Genomic DNA, 20137 nt, shown 5'->3' on the forward strand with positions numbered 1-20137 from the left:
GATACTATACTAATTTTTTTATTTTTTTAAAATTAAAACGACATTACTCTACTATTTTATGTTTTTTGATAACATAATGGCCTGAAACATCATAAATTCCAATAAAAACAGGGCTGGATATTTTTACAAGGGAGGATTCGACAATGAAGTTTATGCATGAAAATGTAGAATTTATAGATGAAATGCCCATCAATATTTCTATCAAATCTTTAGCAGCAGTTCCGAAGCATTGGCATAATTGTATAGAAATCTATTTGGTTTTAAGTGGAAAATTATCAATTACATCGGAAAATGAAACCTATCATTTATTTGAAGATGACATAATATTGATTAATTGTGATCAGATTCATGAGATTCATGATGATGAGAACGTTGTTGTTGTGATACAGATCAATCCTTCCTATTATAAAAGAGGATTGGATACCGGAGCATATTTTCAATGTAATTCCACTGTATATCATAATAAGATGAAATTCCACGAAATAAAACGCATCATAGCAAAGATTATACATATATACTATAATGACAAAGGAGATAATGACCTATTAATCATCTCCTTCTCCTATCAGCTTGTTCTCGAACTTTTAAAGAACTTTCAGAGTACGGAGGAGAAAAGCACGAATCTTGAATCAAAGAGTCTTCAGCGATTAGGAGACATTATTCAGTACATAAATGATAATTATTCTGAAAGCATTACCCTTGATCAGTTAGCAGAGCGTGAATCTCTATCTCCTTCCTATTTATCTCACTTTTTTAGATTAAACATGGGAGTTACCTTTTTTAATTATATAACTGGGGTTCGTATGAACCATGCAGTAAATGACCTGATATCTACTTCATTAACAATTGAGCAGATAGCGGCTAACAATGGATTTGCAAACAGCAGATATTTTGTAAGCGCTTTTAAAAAGCAGTTTGGTATGTTACCAAGGCAATTTCGGGCTAATCAGAAGAAGGGTACGGTATCAAGGGCACTAAAGGAAGATAAACGTAACGAATTCAACGGTTTTATGCAAATGAAACATCATGATTTTCTTAATAAACTGGGCGAATATCTGGATACAGACTCAGCCAGCGAGGTTACTGGTAACGTAACTGTAAAACAAGTAAAGGCCGTTGAAATTAACACCAATAATAATATCAAAACGTTAAGTCATACCTTTCTTAACTTTATCAGTGTTGGACGTGCTAAGGAAATATTAATGGAATCGATTCAGCAGCAATTACGAACCATACAAAAGGATGTAGGCTTCCGTTATATCAAATTTCATGGTATATTGGATGATTCTATGATGCTGTACAATGAAGACCAGCATGGGAATCCATTCCTAACGTATCAATATGTTGATCAAATCATTGATTTTCTATTATCTATTAATATTAAGCCATTGATACAGCTGTCCTTTATGCCAAAAGCTCTGGCAAAGGACCCTTCCAGTACGATATTCTATAATCCTGTTGTTATCAGTGAACCGAAAGATCATTCAAAATGGTCCTACCTGATTACGAACCTGACGCAACATTTTATCGACCGATATGGTATTGAGGAGGTTCGCTCCTGGCTGTTTTCGTTCTGGAATGCACCCTTTAAAACCACCATGTTTTCCTTTGATACCAATGAAATTGGATATGAACTATATAAGATTACCTGGGCCTGTGTAAAATCCTGTGACAGTCATTTGAAATTCGGAACTCCCTCTTACACATCATTAGATTTTGATTGTCAGATGTTTTACGATTTTCTTGATTATTGCAAAGAGAACCAATGTCCTCCTGATTTTTATAATGTACACTGCTATCCAGTAAAAAATCCTACGAGTAAGGACCTGGCTACCTTTGGTGTAAGTTTAAGCAACGAATCGATTATTGTTTCTGAGGATCCGGATTACATGAAAAAAATGATTACGTGCTTTAAAAAGGATCTGACACCATATCCAAAGTTACCTATTTACATAACTGAATGGGCTCCTACCTCTTCTCATCGGGACTGGCTAAACGATACCTGCTACCGCTCATCCTACATAGTTAAAAACATATTGGAGAATTATGATGAGGTTGATAGCTTCAGTAGCTGGTGTTTGTCAGACTCCATGGAAGAGCTTCCACTTGATAACGACTTGTTTCATGGAGAGCTTGGATTATTTACATGTAATGGAATTAAGAAACCAGCTTACTATGCATATACATTCCTTAAGAAATTACTAAATACCTTATTAGATAAAGGACCAGGTTATTTTGTGACCACGAATCAAAAGGGGGATTATGCTATCCTTCTTTATAATTACATTCATATATCTCCCCTTTATGCACAGGGTGTATTATTCAATGTAACCTTCATAGAACGGTATAATGCCTTTGTCGATCCATCTCCCATGGAATTTGATCTGGTCCTGACGAATGCTGATAACAGTCCCTATACTCTTACGGAGCAGATTGTTAACAGACAAAGCGGTAGTGCTTTTGATGAGTGGGTACGTATGGGTGCAATGCCTTTAACTACCGAAGAAGAAGTAAACCTTCTTAAAGGTCGTTCCATGCCAGGCTTGATAAAAAGTGAAATGGAAATTAAGAATAAACAGATTAATTATTATGCTAAGCTAGAGCCACATGAAATACGTTTGATATTAATAAATAAGAAACATAGCAATTAACCTATAGTTATAATTTATACACTACACGTGTAGAACCCCTGTCAGAAAAGTTTAGAATGAAACAATCTAAGTTTGTCTGACAGGGGTTTATAATTATTAATATTTATTATTCACGATATTATAAAGACTCAAATCAAACTATCTATAGTTTAACAACCTCACATACAGTAAGTGTATTCTGTTGTACTGTAAATCTCACATCAAATCCAGCAAATTCCACACCATATCTTCTATTAGGATCCTTTTGATACGAGGGCCGAGGATCACTGGCCAATACAAATTGTATTGCTTTCCTCTTTTCCTCAGGTATCATATGTAGCATTTCCTCTGGAAATACCACGTCCAAAGAATAACTCCTAAGAGGATCAGCAAATCCACCCACTGCATCGGGGTGACTGTCGGTGTATGGAATGTAGGGTTTAATATCATAGATGGGTGTGTTGTCCATCATATCTGCGCCCGCAACATGGAGTACCGGTCCCAGTTCTGAATGATACTCAATGTGTTCCAGCTTTACTGAGGACAATCCGATGGAATTCGGACGAAACGGAGAACGGGTAGCAAACACTCCCATCCGCTTGTTCCCACCCAGGCGTGGTGGCTTCACCATCGGAGCCCAAGTATCGCGAATCGCCTTTGAGAACTCCCATAACAGCCAGATGCGGGAAAAGCCTTCTAATCCACGGAAGGCGTCCGGATTGCGATATTCTGGTTCAAATATAATCTGTGCCTTTAGCTCTTCGATCAGACCGCTTTGACGTGGAACGCCGAACTTGGTCGGGAAATCCGTTCGAATGTGGGCAATAATATTTAATTGCTTCTTTGTATTTTCATCAACAATGTTCTTCTTGCTCTTTTGTTGTATATTACTATTACTTTCTGACATTTCTAACTCCTCAATGATGCTTTCATGTATTCTTTTGATATTCTATCAATGAATTATAATCATTCTAGCATATATAAGTATCATCGCCAAATAGTATATTTGTTGTCAGGAAAAATAGTTTCGTTGCTTCTCTTGACATATATAAAACAGGATTATAATCTTATATTGAATTTAACAAAGTGGATTAAGATGTCAATATTAGAAAAAAAATGAACCAAAAAGATATTTCATCACTCTTATGTATAGGTGCACCGAAAAACATGATTATACGAAATGAGGAACAGCTTTGGAAGAAGTACAACTAATACAGGAACTGAAGACCGGTAATAAAGATGCATTTGATCAGTTATATGATCGATATAAGGATCAGGCATTGCGGACAGCTGTTTTTTTAACGGGAAACAGACAGGATGGCGAGGATACCGTCCAGGAAACCTTTGTAAAGTGCTACCTGCATATACAGGAGCTTCACAACGAAGAGGGTTTCAAAGCATGGATGTATCGAATTCTTACCAGGACTGCTTTTTCATTATGCAAACGTAGAAGAAACGAAGTTTCTGTAGAAGAAATCCCCGAAGACTTGAATAATGTGCTCGATAATTCTCCACAAAAGCAGTTATTGGATAGTGAGCGGAAGCATTTGATTTATGAACAGATAGGTAAGCTTGATTACAAGTACAGATCAGTCATCATCCTTTATTACTACAACCAACTGTCCATTAAAGAAATTGCACGTGTTCTGAACTGTATGGAAGGAACTGTGAAATCAAGACTTTCTGCAGCGAGAAAGAAACTAGAAAAAAGTATGAAACGGATGAAGGAGGACTGGTTATGAAGAAGAATATGAATACCATTTTAGAATCTGAGATTCGCCAAGTGCTGCTAGAAAAGGGGAATGAAGTGACAGCTTCCGAAGTCTTAAAGTCCAAAATTGACCGGGATATCCGTCTAAAAGAATCTAAAGGAGTGAAAAAAATGAAAATCTTAAATGCAAAAAAAATCGCTCTTGCCACCTTAGCATTTGCAGTTATTACCTGCTCAGTTTGCTTTGCAGCAAGTAAGATTACCTATTATGTAGGCAGCTCAAACCCAAATAATGATGTATCAAATTACTCAGATATTGATAAAGTAATGAAGAAGTTGGATTTTGACACCAATGTGATTAAAGAATTCGATAACGGATATCAATTTAAGAGTGCCGGTATCACCAGTTCAAAGGGTATGGACGCCAATGATAATGAAGTATCCTCATTCAATAAACTTAATATCTCTTATTCCCTTACTGGCAAGAATGATATTTTTCTTTATATAACACAGTCAAAAAATATCGATACAGAGGAAGAAACTAAATCATATGAGGCTATTCAGCTGGGCGATACCACAGTTTACTATCAACAGATGCAATATAAACTTGTACCCGTTGATTATGAGATTACTGAGGAAGATCAGGCTAACATGGATGCAGGAGTTTTACAAATCTCATACGGTTCTGACACCGTTGAAGAAACCCTATTCACCTTTGTAACCTGGGATCAGAATGGTCTGAATTATCTTCTGATGGATAGTGCATCTTCTCTTGCTAAGGATGATTATTTATCCATGGCTGAGGAATTGATACAATCAAGATAATCCTTATCATATTATCATTTGCCATATAAATTATATACCATAGTAATTTCTAATTTATATAACCATTCTTTTACAAAATGGTGGTAACAATACAACCGAGGTAAGATGGCAGTTTAGGAAAGTAATTCATCATATTCCTAACTTCCGATCATTTTACCTCGGCTGTATTCATTATAATGTGAATCGCACTGTTAAAGCTTATTATAATTCAATTCTTATACAACATCCTCCTGAAACAGTCTTTCAATGACCTGTTCATAATCAGCTAATCGTTCTGCTTTCTTTATCTTCTTTGCATATTTTGCATTTTCAGGAAAACGTGAAATCAAATAGAACCATATTTCTTTCATCTTATATAATACATTTCTATCGCCAAAAAGAGTTCTTTGATACCCCTCATATATTTGATCATGAAATGCTTTCAGCTTCTCTTTCTCAAGCTTTACATTATATTGTATTGCATCAATTAACCCTGGATTAGACAAGAGACCTCTTCCTATCATTACGGTTCCTACCTCCGGAAATTCATTGGTAAACCGATGAAAATCATCCGGTGTAAAAATATCTCCGTTATAACAGACGGGATTTTTACTCAGTGCTAATGCATCCCTAAAGATCTTCATATTGGGACTGTTTTTATAGAAGTCTTTTTGTATTCTCGGATGAATAATCAGCTCCGATATCGGATACTTATTAAATATCTCAATCAGCTCATAGAATTCCTCTGGATCATCTTTCCCAATTCGTGTTTTAATCGAAATCCTGGTTATTGCCTCAGAGTATATTCTATCTAAGAAGTTATCCAACTCTGTTACTTTGGCTAAAAATCCGGAACCGCGATTTTTTGCTACCACAGTACCGGATGGGCATCCCAGATTCAGATTAATTTCCTCATATCCCAGCCGTGCTATTCGTTTTGATGTATGAATAAAATCGTCTGCATTATTGGTAAGTATTTGTGGAACCAGTACAATATCCGGATTATTATCCGGTAAAATATCATTGATATCTTTCGATTTAAGCTTATTACTTTGATTCGCCATAATAAATGGCGTAAAGTACTTCGTAATATTATTATGATTAAAATGCTGATTGTGAGCATTTCGATAAATGTAGCCTGTTATTCCTTCTAATGGTGCGAAATAAAAATTCATATAAGATGATAACTCCTTTTTTGGTTATATAAAATATTCTATGGAAGCTTCGGGAGTTACTCTTGTATTTGTGTTATATAATAACATAGCCTCACGCCCTTCCTTCAATCCAAGAGCATAGAAGCCGTTCCCCTCATCGTTAATGACATCTATCTTTACTTTCCGGTTCATTTTCTTAGGCTGATTCTCTACCAGGATTATGGATTTTCCATCCACAGGCTCCATCCAATCATAGGGATCAAAAATGCAGATATAATCTTCTTCTATTCCTGTCAGAAGAATGTAATGCTTAACTTCTCCCAGCCATACACATAATATGACAACGCCGCCCTGTTGAAGACATTCCACGATTTTATTATTCTGGCCAATCCATACAAAATCATCTGTCAATATTTCTGTGTGAATCGGAAATTTCTTTATCGTTCCAAAATGGTTGAACCAATTGGATAAAAACATCATAGCCATTCGTGATGTTCCACTTTTACCGTATTCTCCGTTATTATCATATACATCCAGAGTATAAAGCGAAATGGTTTTAATAACTTCTGGTAGAATTTCTTCTCTATCGAATAAATAACGAATTGCATTGGTTAATGTTGTTGGTCCGCAATCATATTCTGTTGTTTGATAGCTTAATTGATTTTTCATATCGAAGTTCCTCTCAGATATCAATCAGATATATAATATCATACGCAATAACAAACAAAATGATAATATTCTCCCCTATTTTCCAGAAGGATCAAAGGAATCCCTTAATGCGTCACCAATTAGGTTTACACTAATAACCAGTAGTATGATCAGAAGACCGGGCGGAAGCCAGAGCCAGGGCTGTGAAGTCAACACAGATAGTGACTCCGCGCCATTTAGCATATTTCCTAAGCTGGCCTGTGGTGGCTGAATCCCCATTCCCAGGAAGCTTAATGCTGCTTCATCCAACATAGATATTGCAACTACAGATGTAGAATAAACAAGGATTGGAGCAATGGTGTTTGGCAATATCTCCGAAAACATAATATACCATTTTGGCATTCCAGCCACTATATCTCCCTGAATAAAATTCTTCTCACGAATGGATAATACATTACCCCTTACCAATCTTGCAACACCCGGCCAATCTACAAAACCTAAGATTAATATGATATTCCATAGTCCAGGTTCGAAGATTGCAGCCGATACTAACACCAACAGTATGTATGGAAATGACATAACCATATCAGTAAATCTCATAATAGCAATATCAATCCATCCCCCGAAAAAGCCGGATATCAGTCCTAATACAACGCCTACAATTGTAGAAACAGCTGTTGCTGCCACACCCACTAGTAAGGATATTCTTGTTGCATAGAAAAGTCTGCTAAGTACATCTCGACCAACCTGGTCTGTTCCTAACAAGAATTTACTACTGGGTGCTTCACGAAACATTCCGACAACTTTATTGGGATCATATGGTGCAAGGATAGGAGCAAGTAGCGCACAGAGAATGATAACTGCCAAAAAAAATGTACTAATAACGGCCAGTTTATGCTTTTTGAAACGATGCCATGCTGAACTGCTATCATTATTTAATTCATGCTTCTTGTTCACATTACGCTTTCCCATAATTACTCCATTTCTTTCCTATATATTTAAATATCGCCTTGAAGATTGGTTAGTACTTAATGGTCGGATCCACAAGTGCATATATAATATCCGTTATTAAATTCGCCAGCAACACCACCACTGCTGACATCAGACACACTCCCATAATTACTGGATAATCACGATTTATAATTGCATTCATGGTCATCAAGCCCAATCCTGGCCAGCTAAATACCTGTTCTATAATAATCGCTCCGCCGAACAACATGGGAATATGCATTCCGATTACCGTTACAATTGGTATCAATGCATTACGTAACGCATGCTTGTTGATTACACGAAATCGCCCAATTCCCTTTGCTTTCGCAGTACGCAGATAATCCTGCTGTAGTATTTCCAGCATCGCACTTCGAACATAACGAATATTGGTTCCTGCCAACGAGACAGCTAATACGGTAACAGGCATGATCATATGCTTAACCACATCCCACATGTTCTTCTCCATTCCCAGCGTAGACATCCCACTGGAAGGAAGCCAGCCTAACTTAATGGTAAAAACATATATGAGAATCAGAGACAGAAAGAAACCCGGAATACTGCTTCCCAGGAAGGAAAATGTCACAACCGTATAGTCACTGATAGAATACTGTCTTACTGCACTATAAATACCTGCCGGTATAGCTATGATCATACTCACTATCAGGGATACTGACATTAATAATAATGTTGGTCCAAGATATGAACCAATCATACTGCTTACGGACTGATAGTTCTTAATTGAATAACCCAGGTTTCCTTGGAGTATCTGTTTTAGCCAGGTAATATACTGGATATAAATCGGCTGGTCCAATCCCAGAGCGACTTTCTTAACCTCTAATGCCTCCTGGGATATTCTTGCTCCCTGTAGCATCTCCAAAGGGCTTCCTACCATATTCATAATCAGAAAATCGATAATTGTAATACCAATCAAAACCGGTATTGCAATTAGAATTCGTTTCACGATATATCGAGTCATAGGGTTACTCCCTTCGTTACAATGATTTTGCCAATATCGGGCAGGCAGCAAGATGGGAACTGCCGGGGAATACTGGTTTTAATTCAGGCGCTTTCGTTCTACATTGCTCGGTGGCATAAGGACAGCGGGAAACAAACCGGCATCCGGTATATAAAACAGTGTTAGAAGGGATTTCTCCCTGCAAAATGATTCTTTGTCTGCTTCGATCCCTTGGATCCGGTACGGGTGCAGCATTGCATAATGCCTTAGTATACGGATGCACCGGATTCTGAAACAATTCCTTTGCATCTGCTATCTCAACAATCTTGCCAAGATACATTACTGCAATACGATTACTGATATAATTCACTGCATCCAATCCATGACCAATGAATAAATAGGTTAAATTCAATTCCTTTTGTAATCCTCGAAGCAGATTTAATATTTGTGCCTGAATAGAAACATCCAGTGCGCTTACCGGTTCATCGCAAATAATCAAACGAGGATTAAGAGATAATGCTTTCGCTATCCCGATTCTTTGCCTTTGCCCTCCGGAGAATTCGTGGGGATATCTTTCCTTACTATTCTTAGGCAAACCCACCATATCTAACAGTCGGTCCACTTCTTTATCGACTGTCTTTCTAGTGCAGATTTTATGATAAAGAATAGGAGCAGATATAATGTCCTTAATGCGCTTTCTTGGATTTAGAGAGGAGAATGGGTCCTGAAATACCATCTGTATTTCTGTACGCATTTGCTTCATTTGATTTCCTGTAATATTGGTAATCTCCTGACCATCATAAATGATACTCCCTGCTGTGGGCTTCTCCAAGGCTACCAGCTGTCGACCGATGGTAGATTTTCCGCATCCAGATTCACCAACTAATCCAAGGGTCTCCCCTGAATATATATCAAAATCAACACCATCAACTGCATAAACCTGACCTATGGTGTGGGAGATGATGCCGTCACGAATGGGATAGTATTTTTTAAGCCCCTGTACTTCAAGTAAAGGTTTTTCATTCCTATTCATTCCTAATCTCCTCCATCCCCCTTGACCTCCAGCAACGAGCCCAATGATTACGTCCTGCCTCTATCATTTCCTGGGCAGAGTTACATTCTGCTACTGCATAGGGACATCGATTTGAGAAACGACATCCGGTCATTTCGCCATAATGCTCCGGTACAGTACCTCTAATGGTAGCCAATTCCTGATTCTCTTCTCGGATGCTTGGTATTGATTTTAACAATGCCTGAGTATATGGATGCTTTGGATTTTCGAACAAATCAAACACACCTGCTTCTTCCACAATCTGACCTGCGTACATTACCTGTACACGATCTGCCATCTCCGCCACTAACCCCATATCATGGGTAATTAGAATAATCGACATCTTCAACTCATTCTTCAGCTGCTTTAACAGCTGCATGATCTGAGCCTGTATGGTTACATCCAGTGCAGTAGTCGGTTCGTCAGCGATTAACAGCTTCGGATTACAAGCAAGGGCCATCGCAATGATGACCCTCTGTCTCATCCCCCCGGATAAGGTGTGAGGATATTTACTCATGATGGAAGCAGGCTCTGGTAAGCCCACCTTTGCCAAAAGACTAATTGCTCGTTCTTTTGCTGCTTTCTTATCAAGATTCATATGAGCACGCATAGTCTCTATGAGCTGCGAACCGATGGTAAACACCGGATTTAGGCTGGTCATGGCATCCTGAAAAATCATGGATAAAGAATTACCACGAATTTGATCCATCTCTTTTTCTGTCTTGTTAATCAGGTCTTCACCATCAAAGGTAATTCGCCCGCCGGTTATTCTTCCTGTTTTCCCCAGAAGTCCTATAACGGACAACAGTGTAACGCTTTTACCGGATCCAGATTCTCCTACTATGCAAAGGATTTCTCCCGGATTGACAGCCAGACTTACCTTGTCAATGCATTTAAATTCTATCCTATCACCGATAAAAGCCACTTCAAGCTCCTCGACCTTTAATAAAGGAGTCATTATTCTGTCACATCCCATTCATGAACATTGATAAAGGATCCGTATACATCAGGTGTTGCATTAACTAAGCGCTTGTTTGCAGCACCTATGGCACTGATGACATAGGCTGAAAGCATCGGTACCTCCTGTTGCGCAATCGTATCAATGGTCAGGTATTTATCTTTAATTTCATTTACATCGCTGGTTAGCTGTGTTTCAGCCAATGCCTGAGATACTGTATCATTGACATATCCTGTCCATCCATCCGTAGATAATAACCAGTTAATATCCGGGTACGGATCCACAGGAGCGTAGGTATACTGAACTGCCAGAAGATCAAAGTCTTTACTGCCGGCTTTTGTCATCAGGGTTGATAAATCAACCGTAGTTACCTGTATCTTGATGCCGACTTCTAATAGCTTTGCTGCAATATAATCTGCAGCCTGAGTAAAGGTAGTATCTCCACTATTGACATAGAAGTTTAATGTCCTGGATGAATCCCAACCATCTGCTTCTGCTTGCTGTACTAATTCCTTTGCTTTTTCAGGATCATAACTAATCGGTGTTAATTCGGAAGCATAAAATGGGCTGGCACTGGATAAAAATCCATCTACAATCTCACCCTTCCCATTTAAAAAGCCAGTAAGAAGTGATTGACGATCAATTCCATATAATATAGCCTGTCGAATACGTACATCGGATACGCTATTGGTATTAAAGAATACGGACTGATTAGTTACTGGTGCACCATAATTTACTGTGATATTGGTAAGTGCTTCAATATTGGCATAATCCTCTTGAAGAACATTTCCTGTTGTCTGCTGTATAAAATCGATTTCTCCGGATTGCAGACTAGTGAGCAGCTGTGCGGAGGTTACAATCTTAATATTCAGCTTATCTATCTTGGGCTGACCTTTAAAATATTTATCATTCGCCTCATACGATACAAAATGCTGTAAGTCATATGCGGTAATACGATATGGTCCGCTAACCACAGTGGGTGCACTGAACCATTCATAAGAAGCCAGCTGATCCTCGGGAACATCCTTTAAAATATGCTTTGGTAGTGTTAATATATATCTTCCGTAGGTATTCTGAAAAGTGGTTAATGCCATTGGATACTTTGTAGTAAACTCAACTGTCTTATTGTCGATCACCTTTACACCAGGAATCTCAGTTGCTCCCTCTTCCACAAATCCATCATCGCCAATACCTTCAAAAGCATAGAGTGCCATACTTGCATTGGCTAACTTGGGGCTCGCCAGTCGTAAAACGGTAAATGCCACATCCTCAGCGGTTACAGGCTGACCATCAGACCAGTTTGCCTTCTCATCAATTGTCACTTTAAAATGAATATTGTCCTCTGTTGTAATGGAAGATGCCAGCATTCCTTCAAATTCCAGATTACGATTCAATTCCACCAAAGGTAAAAACTCTAATGCCATTGCATATTTTAATATTTCGGTTGCATCCATTAATAATGGGTTAATGCTGCTTAAAGAATCCGTCACTCCTATATTAACCATCTTTTCGCCTGTTTGGGTTGTATTCTTAGTCTCTTTGTTACTTTCATTTGTTGTACTTTCTTTACCGCATGCGGTAAGCGACACTGTTATAATCAGTGTAAGAAAAACTGCGATCCACTTATTCCATTTACTATGCTTCATATTCTTCATCCTCCTTTTATGATGCCTCTCATCCTGCATATTATTATCAAGTTTAATTCAGAAGCTATAATTTCATACAATTCATATCATGTTAGTATAAATTAATAACTTTAGATTATATTATTCCTTACAGTATTTTTTGTCAACCTATTTATCTCAGAGATATTATCATCTTCCATATATGAATACCTAATATTTATTCATAATAACACAAAGTGTGATAATCAACAATGTACCATCTTATATTTTCTATGATGAAATATGCAGGCTGTCTCCATCCTCATCTACATGATTCTGAAGTAACTCTCCATTCATATGATTGCCCAGATAATTACGTCCCGGAACTTGTTTCGCTAAGTATTCACTGCGGATTTGCTCATTTACTCTTGCTATTTCCACCTTAAGTTCCTGTGCAGAGAGCCTGAGCGCTCCCTGTCCCATAATAATAATCTGCTCCACATAATCAGAGGTTGCAACAGTAATATGATGCCTTCGTCCGATCTCATGTGTTACCTTTTCGATATACATATCCGCTGTCTCTGCTTCCTTCGTATATACTACATGGATGCCATGGTAATTAGTGACTGAACCAACTCCACCCTTTACCTTATAGGCGTCAAACACTAAAATAAGTATACACTTTTTAAATCCCTGGTAATTGCATAGAATATCCATTAGCTTGTATCTCGCCGCATCCATATTCTCTTTTGCCAATTCATTAAGCTCATCCCAGGCAAAAATTATATTATATCCGTCTACCAGTAAATATTCTTTGGTAAGTGCAGAAGTCTTAAACTGTTCCCCTTGCTTTCGTTCTACATACGTAGACTTTTTCTCATATCCCAGGCTATTCTGAGAAGGATAGGTTTTATTCTTAATCGGGCCAAAGGTACGGGTAAATATTTCCTCCAACTCTTTGTCCTCTTGTAAGGAGCCTCCTATGAGCGGAGCACGTCTCACATGTACGGCTTCCTTCTCCTGTTCAGCTTTAGTCTGTAACTCTTGCTGTTTTTCTAATCGAAGGTCTAATCCACTCTCTATATGCTGATAGCGTTCGACCTCATTCCATGGCACCACAAATCCAGCACCGTGAGCGCAAAAAACAGAACCGGTGGGATTCTCTAAATCTCTCTCACTATCATATCCGATTGCTGCTACCACTTCATCCTGATTGTGACAGGCCTCATATCCTTTCAACGTACAGAATAATTTACCCCTTCCACGTGTATAAGAAGCAACCTCCATCTGATATCCACGCATGGTTGCCACTGGAGCTTTCCCCACGAGTACAGACCATTCTCCTTCCGTTTCCGGAGTCTGAAAGCTACCATACATTCGGCTGATATCGGACATTGCTCTTCCTACTAAATCCGAAGGGATTTCCAATCGAAAGCTGTAATAAGGTTCTAAAAGAATACAGTTGGCCTTCTTTAAGCCCTGACGTACTGCCCGATAAGTCGCCTGCCTAAAGTCTCCACCCTCTGTATGCTTTAGGTGTGCTCGTCCTGCGATCAAAGTAATCCTCATATCCGTTATCGGCGAACCGGTTAACACTCCAATATGTTCCTTTTCCGCCAAATGGGTTAAAATCAACCTTTGCCAGTTACGATCCAATTCATCTTCGCTACAGCTGGAGTAAAACTGTAATCCGCTGCCGGGATCCCCAGGCTCCATAAGCAGATGTACCTCGGCATAATGCCGTAACGGTTCAAAATGGCCCACTCCCTCCACCGGATCTAGAATTGCTTCTTTATAAAGAATATTACCCTCTCCAAATTCTACAGCCACTCCAAACCGTTCCATAATGAGGCTCTTCAATATTTCAATCTGAATTTCTCCCATTAGCTGAACATGAATTTCTTTTAAATGTTCTGACCATACAATATGAAGCTGCGGATCCTCTTCCTCCAATAAACGTAATTTTGAAAGCATTACATGGGCATCACAATCCGATGGTAAGAGTACCTGATAATTGAGAACCGGTTCCAGAATTGGCATATCGGATACTGTTTCTATCCCCAGACCTTCTCCTGGATAGGTCTTTGATAAACCTGTAACAGCACAGATCGTTCCGGCTACAGCTTCTTCAACCGCTTCATATTTCACTCCGGAATATATACGAATCTGATCAACCTTTTCTTCCCAATCTTCCGCTTTCTCACGGCTATCAAAATGCTTATTAGAATACTGCTCCTTACGATTTGTAAGAACCATTTTTACCTTTAAGCAGCCTCCTGTTATCTTCATATGGGTGATTCGATTCCCCTGCTCATCCCTTGTTATTTTATAAATTTTTGCACCAAAGAAATCCGGATATTGAACACTTTTCGTGAATTGCTCTATTCCCTCCAAAAATTCATCAATGCCCTGTAGCTTCAGTGCGGAACCAAAATAGCAGGGAAATGCCTTTCTTGATACGATCAATTCCGCTGCATCTTCCTTCTCTACTCTTCCAGTATCCATGTATTTATCCAGTAATGCTTCATCGCACATTGCCAGGTTTTCCATCCACAGTTCCTTGTTCTGATCTGCACTAAAATCCACACAACCATCATGTAGACGTTTTCTTAATTCCTTCATTAATTCCGTACGATCCGTACCATCCATGTCCATCTTATTGACAAACACGAATGTAGGTATTCTATACACGGAAAGCAATCTCCACAAGGTTTCTGTATGTCCTTGTATACCATCACTACCACTGATAATCAATATGGCATAATCCAATACCTGTAAGGTTCTCTCCATCTCTGCGGAAAAATCCGCATGGCCCGGTGTATCTAATAATGTAACTTCCATATCATGAAAGGAAAATACTGCCTGTTTCGAAAAAATTGTAATTCCTCTGGCACGCTCAAGCTCATACGTATCGAGAAATGCATCCTTATGATCCACTCTGCCAAGCTTTCTGATGCTTCCAGTCCGGTATAATATACTTTCTGCCAAAGTCGTTTTCCCTGCATCCACATGGGCTAATATGCCAATCGTCAGCCTTTTCATTATCCATCTCCATCTATAATAATCAATTCGTAATACTCATTGAGTTCTATCTATCATTCACATTAAAGCACGGATATTTTCATAATCTGTCGAACATCCTGAAATAATCATAAGGTATTAGTCTCCTTTACGCAAGACTCTCTTAATAAATAACGATTACTATTATATACCAGTAATATAATCTGTACTTATGTCAAGCATAAATAGTATCACTTTTACTAGTGTCCTATTTTATGTTAAAATAAAGTGCAAAATGAGGTTTTATCAATTGAATAAGGAGACTGTATATGGAAAGATTAATAGGTACTGTATCAAGGGGGGTACGTGCCCCTATTATTCGACAAGGCGATGATATTGCTGAAATCGTTGTAGAGAGTGTTCTAAACGCTGCGAAAAGTGAAAATTTTGAATTACGCGACCAGGATGTTATTGCTACTACGGAAGCAGTTGTTGCTCGTGCACAAGGGAATTATGCAACTGTTGATCAGATTGCAACTGATATTAAGAATAAATTTGGCAACGAAACCATCGGTGTGATTTTCCCTATCCTAAGCCGTAATCGCTTTTCCATCTGTCTTAAGGGTATCGCAAGAGGTGCTAAAAAGATCGTTCTTATGCTCAGTTATCCATCCGATGAAGTAGGGAATCATTTGATTGATCTCGACAGCTTGGATGAGAAGGGTATCAATCCCTGGACAGACATATTGACAGAAGCACGTTATCGTGAATTATTTGGTTATCGTAAACATACCTTCACCGGTGTAGATTACATTGAATACTACAAGGAATTAATTCAAGGAGAAGGCTGTGAGGTAGAAGTGATATTGGCCAATGACTGTCGAGCCATTCTTTCCTATACCAAAAGTGTACTTAATTGCGATATCCATACCCGTGTCAGAACAAAGCGTTTACTTGGTGCTGCCGGTGCCAGTTTAGTATATGGTCTTGACGATATTCTAACCGCATCCGTTGATGGCAGTGGCTATAATGAAAATTACGGTTTACTCGGAAGCAATAAAGCAACCGAAGAATCTGTAAAGCTCTTCCCACGTGATTGCATGCCTGTTGTAGAAAAAATTCAAAAAAGCATTCTCGAAAAGACAGGAAAGCATGTTGAAGTAATGATTTACGGAGATGGTGCTTTTAAAGATCCAGTAGGTAAAATTTGGGAATTAGCGGATCCGGTTGTTTCTCCTGCTTATACCGCTGGTCTGGAAGGTCAGCCAAATGAAGTGAAACTAAAGTATCTTGCTGATAATGATTTCGCTAATCTATCCGGCCAGGAATTAAAGGATGCTATTTCCGATTACATTCGTAACAAGGACAGCGATCTTGTAGGAAATATGGTTTCTCAGGGAACGACTCCTCGTCGCTTAACTGATTTAATTGGCTCCCTCTGCGATCTTACATCAGGAAGCGGAGACAAGGGTACACCAATCGTATTGGTTCAAGGTTATTTTGATAACTACACAAAATAAGTTTCTTCCTAAATTTATATAGAAGGCTGTTATATGTACTTAGAAGGGATTATGACTTACTTCAATCTGTATGTGAGGTAAGCTATAATCCCTTCTTCATATTCTAGAACTTAATGGAATAAACAGCAGAAAACTTACTATATACTTTTTTATTTCCCACTATCTTATAAGCTCTTACCTTATAGTAGTAGGTTTTTTTACTTGATAACCCGGAATTAATAAAGTGTAAGGAGGTAGTGGTCTTTGTGAGCTTATAGGGATTGTCCAATGATGAAGTCCTGTATACCTCATACCCGTTTGCACCATTTACCTTATCCCACGTGAACTGTATGGTACCAGTTGCTTTCTTCACTAATTTTACATTAGTCGGTGTTGTCGGAATCGGTGCAGTACTCATCACCGATGTATAGCTACTATATACCTTTTTCGACCCCTGATTACGAAAGGCTCTCACTTTATAGTAGTATTCCTTTCCTGTGGTTAATCCATTATTGGTGTAGGTCGTAGCTGTAGTCTCTTTGAGCATTTTATAACTTCCTGTTTCCGTTTCTGCTCTATATATTTGGTAACCGGATGCACCATTTACTGTTCCCCAAGTGACTTTTATCTTGTCATGATCGGAAGATACCGTCTTTAAGCTGGTAGGCACCGCGAGTTTAACTTCAACAACACAGGATGCTGTTTTATCGCCTCCAGCTGTAGCGGTAACGGTTGCAGTTCCTACTCCCTTCGTTATTATTGTTCCATCGGGATCCACTGTTACTACCGTCTTATCACTACTTGTCCAAGTCACTTTCCTGTCATCCAATGCCTTAGCTGGAAGAAATCCTACTGTAAGGCTTGATTTTTTACCCAGATCCAGCTTAAGATTTTGCTTATTTAAAGTAATACCGGTTATATCGGTCTCTACATTCACCTTAATGGATGCTGTAAAGGAGCCTCCTTTTATCGTTATGGTTGCATTACCTCTTTTGCGTGCGGTGATTATACCTTTGGAATATGTCACTATTGATTCATCGGAAGATGTTACTTTAATCTCATCCGTTGTATCTACGGGCTGTATTACCAGCGGTAAATCCTGTGTTTCTCCCACTATGAAAGACATCTTATCCTTGGTAACTGTTAATGATTTGAGAGGGTTTACCACTGTCACCGGAATATGGTGGGTCAATTCCCCTACATTAACCGTTATTACTGTACTTCCTGCTTTCACAGCAGTAACAACTCCCTCTACTACGGTAGCCACAGCTTCATCCTCACTTTTCCAGAGGGTGGTCTTGTTATCGGATGTATCAACTGGATAGAAGGAAATCACAACTCGTTTTGAATCTCCTTGGTTTAGCGTTAATTTATCATAGTTTGAAGAAATCTCTTTAAGAGGATTTAATACGGTCACAGTACAATTAACAGATAAGGATGCAGTTTCTGCTGTAATAACCGCTGTACCCTGATTAATAGCATAAATACGTCCGTGTTCAACCTTAGCAACCGAAGGATTCGAGCTTTTCCATGTAATTGTACGGTTCGTAGTATTAACTGGTGTAAAATTAACCGAAAGCTTTTGAGCTTCTCCTTTATTTAATATAATCTGATTTTGACTGAGTTCAATCGATACGGGTTGTATGATTGCTCCTCCAACAATCATTCTGCAGTTCGCTGAGAACTTCCCCATAACAGCCGTAATTTCAGCTTCTCCTGTCTGAAGTCCCTTCACACTTCCGTTCTCATCAACAATAGCTACGGAAGGATTCGAACTGGTCCACTGAATAGTACCCATGATATCAGAAGAAATTTCAGGATAAAATAACGGTTTCAACTGATAGGTTTCATTTATTTCAATATTCTTAACCGCTTCTTCGAAAAACATTTCCTCTAAGGGCAGATTAATAATCTGATAATATTTCGGATGATTAGCTCTGAAAAAGGATTCTGCATAGGAGTTTTTATATACTAATACACCGGAATATGGGAATTCGCCTTTCCCAATACTCATAACGCTGGCTGGAATCGTAATCGGTCTTAGTACCTCGCATCCATAAAATGCCCAATCACCAATACTTGTTAATCCCTCCGGTAAAGTGATACTGATTAGATTTTCACATTCATAAAATGCATAATTTCCGATTTCTATTACCTTGCTCTGAAGTCTTATACTGGCTAGACTTTTACATTTAAAAAAGGTAAAATCTTCAATCTCAGATACCGCATATGGGATCTTAATACTTGTTAAACTTTCACAGTGATAAAAAGCAAATGCACCAATCTGGGTAATCGAATCAGGGAGATAGATACTCTTTAAACTAATACAGTTTGTAAAAGCATACTTCCCAATTGAAGTAATCCCTTCCGGTAAATATACTGATGTCAGACTGGAGCAATTTCGAAATAAATTATCTTCAATGCTTGACATACTATCGGGAATGGTGATACTCGTTAAGCTTATACAACCTTCAAAAGCACCAGCACCAATGCTCTCAATCTTATTTGGCAGATTTGACAGGGTAAGCTTTTTACAATTATAAAAAGCATCTTTTCCGATATGGGTTAAATCTTCCGGAAGCTTCGTAATATTCAACGAGCTACTATTGTAAAAGGCATCATCTCCTATATACGTTATACCATCTGGAAAGTTCAATCCGGATAGCTTGCTGCATCCAAAAAAGGTTCCTCGTTCAATACGAGTGATTCCTTTCGGAATATTAATGCTGGTTAGATTACTACAATTAAAAAAGGCACCCTCTCCAATGGCTCTTATAGTGTCAGGTAATGATATTTTTGTAATATCCTTTGCATCGGAAAAGGAACCTGCTCCGATTTCTACCACATTATATATCATTCTTTGATTTGTAACTGTGGTCGGAATGATTATCTCCCCTGACAGATTCATTTCCTCTGAATAAATGAGTTTTACCGTACCGTTTTCTGTCACCGTGGGTTCACTCAGAATTTTGTAGGTCATTGTCTGGCCTTCATTTGTATAGGTAAAGATACCTCCAACATAAGCATATGTAGGCGAATCCTTCATCAATAATAGTAGAATTGTTGTGATAAACAACACAAGCAGATGTTTCCCTTTGATGTTCATTATCCATTCTCCTTACTAATTCAAACA

14 protein-coding genes are annotated in these 20137 nt (G+C 38.5%); 4 read left to right on the plus strand and 10 right to left on the minus strand.

Features of this window, described 5'->3' with window-relative positions:
- Nucleotides 1-143: 143 nt before the first annotated feature.
- Nucleotides 144-2651, plus strand: coding sequence for a GH39 family glycosyl hydrolase (locus tag H0486_RS10850; protein WP_228353019.1), 2508 nt, complete (start codon nt 144-146; stop codon nt 2649-2651).
- Nucleotides 2652-2793: 142 nt separating this feature from the next.
- On the opposite strand, the gene tsaA is transcribed toward H0486_RS10850, so the two are convergent.
- Entirely contained in the window at nt 2794-3537 is a 744-nt protein-coding gene (tsaA, locus tag H0486_RS10855) for a tRNA (N6-threonylcarbamoyladenosine(37)-N6)-methyltransferase TrmO (RefSeq protein WP_228353020.1), read from the minus strand.
- A gap of 286 nt (nt 3538-3823) precedes the next feature.
- Between tsaA and H0486_RS10860 the strand changes: the two genes are divergently transcribed.
- Nucleotides 3824-4372, plus strand: coding sequence for an RNA polymerase sigma factor (locus tag H0486_RS10860; RefSeq protein WP_228353021.1), 549 nt, complete (start codon nt 3824-3826; stop codon nt 4370-4372).
- A complete protein-coding gene (locus H0486_RS10865; RefSeq protein WP_228353022.1) occupies nt 4369-5166 on the plus strand; it encodes a hypothetical protein in 798 nt (265 codons plus the stop codon). The genes H0486_RS10860 and H0486_RS10865 overlap by 4 nt, the downstream gene beginning before the upstream one ends.
- 215 nt (nt 5167-5381) lie before the next feature.
- Here the strand turns inward: H0486_RS10865 and H0486_RS10870 are convergent, their stop codons facing one another.
- The 8 genes from H0486_RS10870 to H0486_RS10905 form a co-directional block, all read right to left on the minus strand.
- Nucleotides 5382-6320, minus strand: a complete 939-nt coding sequence (locus H0486_RS10870; RefSeq protein ID WP_228353023.1) for a tRNA dihydrouridine synthase — start codon at nt 6318-6320, stop codon at nt 5382-5384.
- Nucleotides 6321-6344: 24 nt separating this feature from the next.
- A complete protein-coding gene (locus tag H0486_RS10875) occupies nt 6345-6968 on the minus strand; it encodes a papain-like cysteine protease family protein (RefSeq protein ID WP_228353024.1) in 624 nt (207 codons plus the stop codon).
- Nucleotides 6969-7043: 75 nt separating this feature from the next.
- Nucleotides 7044-7919, minus strand: coding sequence for an ABC transporter permease (locus H0486_RS10880; RefSeq protein WP_228353025.1), 876 nt, complete (start codon nt 7917-7919; stop codon nt 7044-7046).
- Between the two features lie 49 nt (nt 7920-7968).
- The gene (locus H0486_RS10885; protein WP_228353026.1) at nt 7969-8913 is read right to left on the minus strand and encodes an ABC transporter permease; all 945 of its coding nucleotides are present in this window, start codon (nt 8911-8913) and stop codon (nt 7969-7971) included.
- A 16-nt stretch (nt 8914-8929) separates the two neighbouring features.
- Nucleotides 8930-9925 carry an ABC transporter ATP-binding protein gene (locus tag H0486_RS10890; RefSeq protein WP_228353027.1) on the minus strand — a complete coding sequence of 332 codons (996 nt, stop codon included), beginning with the start codon at nt 9923-9925 and terminating at the stop codon, nt 8930-8932.
- A complete protein-coding gene (locus H0486_RS10895; RefSeq protein WP_228353028.1) occupies nt 9918-10901 on the minus strand; it encodes an ABC transporter ATP-binding protein in 984 nt (327 codons plus the stop codon). Before H0486_RS10895 ends, H0486_RS10890 begins: the two co-directional genes overlap by 8 nt.
- On the minus strand, nt 10901-12547 hold the full coding sequence (locus tag H0486_RS10900) for an ABC transporter substrate-binding protein (RefSeq protein ID WP_228353029.1): 1647 nt from the start codon (nt 12545-12547) through the stop codon (nt 10901-10903). Before H0486_RS10900 ends, H0486_RS10895 begins: the two co-directional genes overlap by 1 nt.
- Before the next feature lie 249 nt (nt 12548-12796).
- Nucleotides 12797-15547 (minus strand): translation factor GTPase family protein, encoded by a 2751-nt coding sequence (locus tag H0486_RS10905; protein WP_228353030.1) that lies wholly within the window; start codon nt 15545-15547, stop codon nt 12797-12799.
- A 287-nt stretch (nt 15548-15834) separates the two neighbouring features.
- Here H0486_RS10905 and H0486_RS10910 point away from each other — a divergent pair, with 287 nt between their 5' ends.
- Nucleotides 15835-17025 (plus strand): coenzyme F420-0:L-glutamate ligase, encoded by a 1191-nt coding sequence (locus H0486_RS10910; protein WP_228353031.1) that lies wholly within the window; start codon nt 15835-15837, stop codon nt 17023-17025.
- A 103-nt stretch (nt 17026-17128) separates the two neighbouring features.
- Here H0486_RS10910 and H0486_RS10915 read toward each other — a convergent pair whose 3' ends face one another.
- The gene (locus H0486_RS10915) at nt 17129-20110 is read right to left on the minus strand and encodes a leucine-rich repeat protein (RefSeq protein ID WP_228353032.1); all 2982 of its coding nucleotides are present in this window, start codon (nt 20108-20110) and stop codon (nt 17129-17131) included.
- Between the last annotated feature and the right edge of the window lie 27 nt (nt 20111-20137).

The sequence above is a fragment of the Variimorphobacter saccharofermentans genome (assembly GCF_014174405.1).
In the GTDB taxonomy this organism is placed as follows: domain Bacteria; phylum Bacillota; class Clostridia; order Lachnospirales; family Lachnospiraceae; genus Mobilitalea; species Mobilitalea saccharofermentans.

Excerpts from the sequence above, each read along its gene's own strand:
- H0486_RS10850 (WP_228353019.1), top strand. The coding sequence starts at position 144 with ATGAAGTTTATGCATGAAAATGTAGAATTTATAGATGAAATGCCCATC.
- tsaA (WP_228353020.1), bottom strand. The coding sequence starts at position 3,537 with ATGTCAGAAAGTAATAGTAATATACAACAAAAGAGCAAGAAGAACATT.
- H0486_RS10865 (WP_228353022.1), top strand. The coding sequence starts at position 4,369 with ATGAAGAAGAATATGAATACCATTTTAGAATCTGAGATTCGCCAAGTG.
- H0486_RS10870 (WP_228353023.1), bottom strand. The coding sequence starts at position 6,320 with ATGAATTTTTATTTCGCACCATTAGAAGGAATAACAGGCTACATTTAT.
- H0486_RS10875 (WP_228353024.1), bottom strand. The coding sequence starts at position 6,968 with ATGAAAAATCAATTAAGCTATCAAACAACAGAATATGATTGCGGACCA.
- H0486_RS10880 (WP_228353025.1), bottom strand. The coding sequence starts at position 7,919 with ATGGGAAAGCGTAATGTGAACAAGAAGCATGAATTAAATAATGATAGC.
- H0486_RS10885 (WP_228353026.1), bottom strand. The coding sequence starts at position 8,913 with ATGACTCGATATATCGTGAAACGAATTCTAATTGCAATACCGGTTTTG.
- H0486_RS10890 (WP_228353027.1), bottom strand. The coding sequence starts at position 9,925 with ATGAATAGGAATGAAAAACCTTTACTTGAAGTACAGGGGCTTAAAAAA.
- H0486_RS10895 (WP_228353028.1), bottom strand. The coding sequence starts at position 10,901 with ATGACTCCTTTATTAAAGGTCGAGGAGCTTGAAGTGGCTTTTATCGGT.
- H0486_RS10900 (WP_228353029.1), bottom strand. The coding sequence starts at position 12,547 with ATGAAGCATAGTAAATGGAATAAGTGGATCGCAGTTTTTCTTACACTG.
- H0486_RS10905 (WP_228353030.1), bottom strand. The coding sequence starts at position 15,547 with ATGAAAAGGCTGACGATTGGCATATTAGCCCATGTGGATGCAGGGAAA.
- H0486_RS10910 (WP_228353031.1), top strand. The coding sequence starts at position 15,835 with ATGGAAAGATTAATAGGTACTGTATCAAGGGGGGTACGTGCCCCTATT.
- H0486_RS10915 (WP_228353032.1), bottom strand. The coding sequence starts at position 20,110 with ATGAACATCAAAGGGAAACATCTGCTTGTGTTGTTTATCACAACAATT.